The sequence below is a fragment of the Actinomycetota bacterium genome (genome assembly GCA_035697485.1).
In the GTDB taxonomy this organism is placed as follows: domain Bacteria; phylum Actinomycetota; class UBA4738; order UBA4738; family HRBIN12; genus JAOUEA01.
Map to the genome: position 1 here is coordinate 1 of DASSCU010000008.1, position 3,285 is coordinate 3,285.

At 68.5% G+C, this 3,285-nt stretch carries 5 protein-coding genes; 2 read left to right on the forward strand and 3 right to left on the reverse strand.

The genetic code is table 11. From position 1 onward, the window contains the following. Both VFI59_02065 and VFI59_02070 read left to right on the forward strand, forming a co-directional pair. On the forward strand, positions 1 to 384 hold a 384-nt coding region (locus tag VFI59_02065), incomplete at its 5' end, for a hypothetical protein (protein HET6712481.1). A gap of 47 nt (positions 385 to 431) precedes the next feature. Beyond that, on the forward strand, positions 432 to 1,400 hold the full coding sequence (locus VFI59_02070; GenBank protein HET6712482.1) for an NAD-dependent epimerase/dehydratase family protein: 969 nt from the start codon (positions 432 to 434) through the stop codon (positions 1,398 to 1,400). Positions 1,401 to 1,436: 36 nt separating this feature from the next. On the opposite strand, the gene VFI59_02075 is transcribed toward VFI59_02070, so the two are convergent. The 3 genes from VFI59_02075 to rplJ form a co-directional block, all read right to left on the reverse strand. Continuing rightward, positions 1,437 to 1,850: a helix-turn-helix transcriptional regulator gene (locus tag VFI59_02075; protein ID HET6712483.1), complete on the reverse strand. Its 414-nt coding sequence runs from the start codon at positions 1,848 to 1,850 to the stop codon at positions 1,437 to 1,439. A 169-nt stretch (positions 1,851 to 2,019) separates the two neighbouring features. Further along, positions 2,020 to 2,409 (reverse strand): 50S ribosomal protein L7/L12, encoded by a 390-nt coding sequence (rplL, locus tag VFI59_02080; GenBank protein ID HET6712484.1) that lies wholly within the window; start codon positions 2,407 to 2,409, stop codon positions 2,020 to 2,022. Positions 2,410 to 2,412: 3 nt separating this feature from the next. Further along, positions 2,413 to 3,126 carry a 50S ribosomal protein L10 gene (gene rplJ / locus VFI59_02085; protein HET6712485.1) on the reverse strand — a complete coding sequence of 238 codons (714 nt, stop codon included), beginning with the start codon at positions 3,124 to 3,126 and terminating at the stop codon, positions 2,413 to 2,415. Positions 3,127 to 3,285 lie beyond the last annotated feature (159 nt).

The following is a 3,285-nucleotide window of genomic DNA, read 5'->3' on the forward strand; positions in this document are numbered from 1 at the left end:
AAGCTCGACCTGCCCGTGGGCGAAGCCGCGCCACGGGTGCTGACGACCGTGCTCCTGGCGGCCCTGCCGCTGTTCGATCTGACGCTCGTGATCCTCGCGCGAGCGATGGGGCGCCGTCCCCTCATGGCGGGAGGGACCGACCACACGTCCCACCGTCTCCGCAACGGCGGCGGGTCGAAACGCACCGTGCTGCTCCAGTTGGTCGCCGTGCAAGCCGGCTACTCGGTGTTGGCCTATGTCGTCTACCACCAGGAGACTGCCGTCGTGACCGCGATCGCAGGGACCGTCATGGTGACGTGGCTGCTGTTGCTCTGGGTCTTCTTGCGCATGCCCGAGCCGGTTCGTCGTCGAGAGTCCGTCGAGCCAATCGTCGTGGCCCCCTGAGTCGACCTCCCGGCTGACGGGAAGAGTCCACCTAGACTGACGAGTCCATGAGCTACCTGATCACAGGGGGCGCCGGCTTCATCGGGTCGCACGTCGCCGACGCCCTCCTCGCCCGTGGCGACCGCGTGGTGGCACTCGACGACGGCTCCACGGGCTCGATCGACAACGTGGCCCATCTGCTCGGCCACCCGTGCTTCGAGCTGCACGAGGGCACGGTGCTCGACGAGACGCTCGTGCACGAGCTCGCGGGCCGGTCCGATGTGATCGTGCACCTGGCCGCCGCGGTGGGTGTGAAGCTGATCGTCGAGCAGCCGCTCCGGTCGCTGATCACGAACATCCGTGGCACCGAGAACGTGCTCGAGGCGGCCGCCCTCGCCGGAGCACGCGTGATGGTGGCCTCGACCTCGGAGATCTACGGGAAGAACGCGTCCGGACCGCTGCCCGATACGAGCGACCGCATCCTCGGCTCGCCGTTCGTCGCCCGCTGGTCGTACAGCGAGGCGAAGGCCGTCGACGAGATCCTCGCCCACGCGTACTGGAAGGATCGAGGCACCGAGGCGATCGTCGTGCGCTTCTTCAACTGCGTCGGGCCTCGTCAGACCGGCGCCTACGGCATGGTGGTGCCGTCGCTCGTGCGGCAGGCGCTGGCCGGTGAGGACCTGACCGTGTACGGCACGGGCGTGCAGCAACGGTGCTTCTGCCACGTGTTCGACACGGTGGCCGCGGTCGTGTCGCTGCTCGACCACCCCGACAGCCCGGGCGACCCGTTCAACATCGGCGCCCTCAACGAGGTGTCGATCAACGAGCTCGCCGAGGCGATCGTCGCCCGCACGGGCTCGTCGTCACGGATCGTGCACGTGCCCTACGACGTCGCCTACGAGACGGGCTTCGAGGACATGGAGCGGCGGGTGCCCGACATCGGGAAGATCACCTCGCTCACCGGATGGTCGCCGAAGCACACGCTCGACGACATCCTCGACGACGTGATCGAACACCAGCGCGCGAGCGCCGGTTGACCGGCTCCTGAAGGACGGTGAGGAGGCCGCTCGGCCTCAGCCGATCGGTGCGGGAGCGTCGTGCAGGACCGTGACGTCGTCAACGGCTTCGGCCGGCCCGGCCACGGACTCGATGCCGCCGAGCGCCTGGACCATGTCGGCGACCGCCTGCGCCAGCCGACCGCCCTGCTCCTTGGTCGTGATCGTGACGCCGCGCTCCTCGAGCACCCGGAAGAAGTCCTCCATCACCGCGCGGTGATCGCCGAGCAGCGACGCCTCGGACACGTTCAGCGCTCGCGCCAGACGGGCCAGCGTCTGGATCGAGGGCTCCACGTGACCGTTCTCATATCGGGACAACCGCGCCTTCGGGATGCCGGAGATCTCCTCCAGCTCGGACTGGCTCAGCCCCGCCGCCAGCCGCGTCTCACGCAAACGATTTCCGAAGTGCCGTCCCTCGTCGTCGAACTGCATGACGCCTGGTCCCCCCTCCATGGCCGTGTTCTTCTGTTCCCCGAGTGCGGCACCTTAGCACAGGGTCGCGAACGTGATTCGGGCGGAAACGATGCTTCCCGACGGAACGAAAGAGGCGGGGCCCGATGGACCCCGCCTCGGCGTTCCGCGAGTGGGCAAAACGGTTGGGCTACTTGACCTCGACGCTCGCGCCGGCGCCCTCGAGGGCTTCCTTCGCGGCGTCGGCGGCCTCCTTGTTGACCTTCTCGAGAACCGGCTGAGGGGCTCCGTCGACGAGGTCCTTGGCCTCCTTGAGACCGAGGCTCGTCAGCGCGCGCACCTCCTTGATCACCTGGATCTTCTTGTCGCCGGCGCCGGTCAGGACCACGTCGAACTCGTCCTGCTCCTCGGCCTCGGCCTCGCCGCCACCGCCGCCACCGGGCGCGGCCACCATGACGGGCGCGGCCGCCGCGGCCGTCACGTCGAAGGTCTCCTCGAACTGCTTGATGAACTCCGACAGCTCGAGCAGCGTCATCTCCTTGAACTGCTCCAGCAGGTCGTCCGTGGACATCTTCGCCATCGCTCACTCCTCCTCGTTTCCGCTCTCGTCCGAAGCCTCGGCCTCGGTCGTCTCGTCGCTGGCTTCGGGCTCGGGCTCTGCGGCCTCCGGCTCGCTGGCTTCCGCCTCGGGGGCCTCTGGCTCGGATGCCTCGGCTTCGGCTTCCGCGACTGCCTCGGGCTCCGCGGCTGCCTCGGGCTCAGGGGCCTCGGCGACGTCCTCGCCGGGCACCTTCTCCTTGTAGGCCTCGAGCAGCGACACGAACTTCGACTGAGCGCCGACGAACAGCGCCGCGGCCTTCGACATCTCCGACTTCATCAAGCCGGCGATCTTCGACAGCATCACCTCGCGCGACTCGAGCGAGGCGAGCGCCTTCGCGTCGTCGGCGGAGAGCATCTTGCCGTCCATGAACCCGCCCTTGAGCACCAGGGTGGGGTACTTCTTCGCGGCGTCGACGACCGACTTGGCCGCCGCCACGGGGTCGCCCTCGACGAACGCCACCGCGGAGGGTCCCTCCAACAGGACCTCGAGCTCCGCGACGCCGGCGTCGGTGACGGCCCGTCGCATCAGGGTGTTCTTGACCACCTGGAACCTCGTGCCGCCCTCGGCGAGGGACCGGCGAAGCTCGGTGATCTCCGACACGCTGAGGCCGCGGTACTCGGTGAGCAGCAGGGCGTCGGATCCTTCGATCCGGTCCTTGAGCTCAGCGACCCGTTCGACCTTCTCCTGTTTGGGCATCGCGCCTCCTGACATGAAACAACGCGCCTCCGCAGACAGCGGAGACGCGCATCGTCAGGTGCTGCGCTCTTCCGTTCGCCTCGGCAGGTGCCCGGTGATCGGGATTACGCGCGGTGAGCGCCCCTGCTGTCTGCGGCACGCCAAGGATACGGAGGCTCG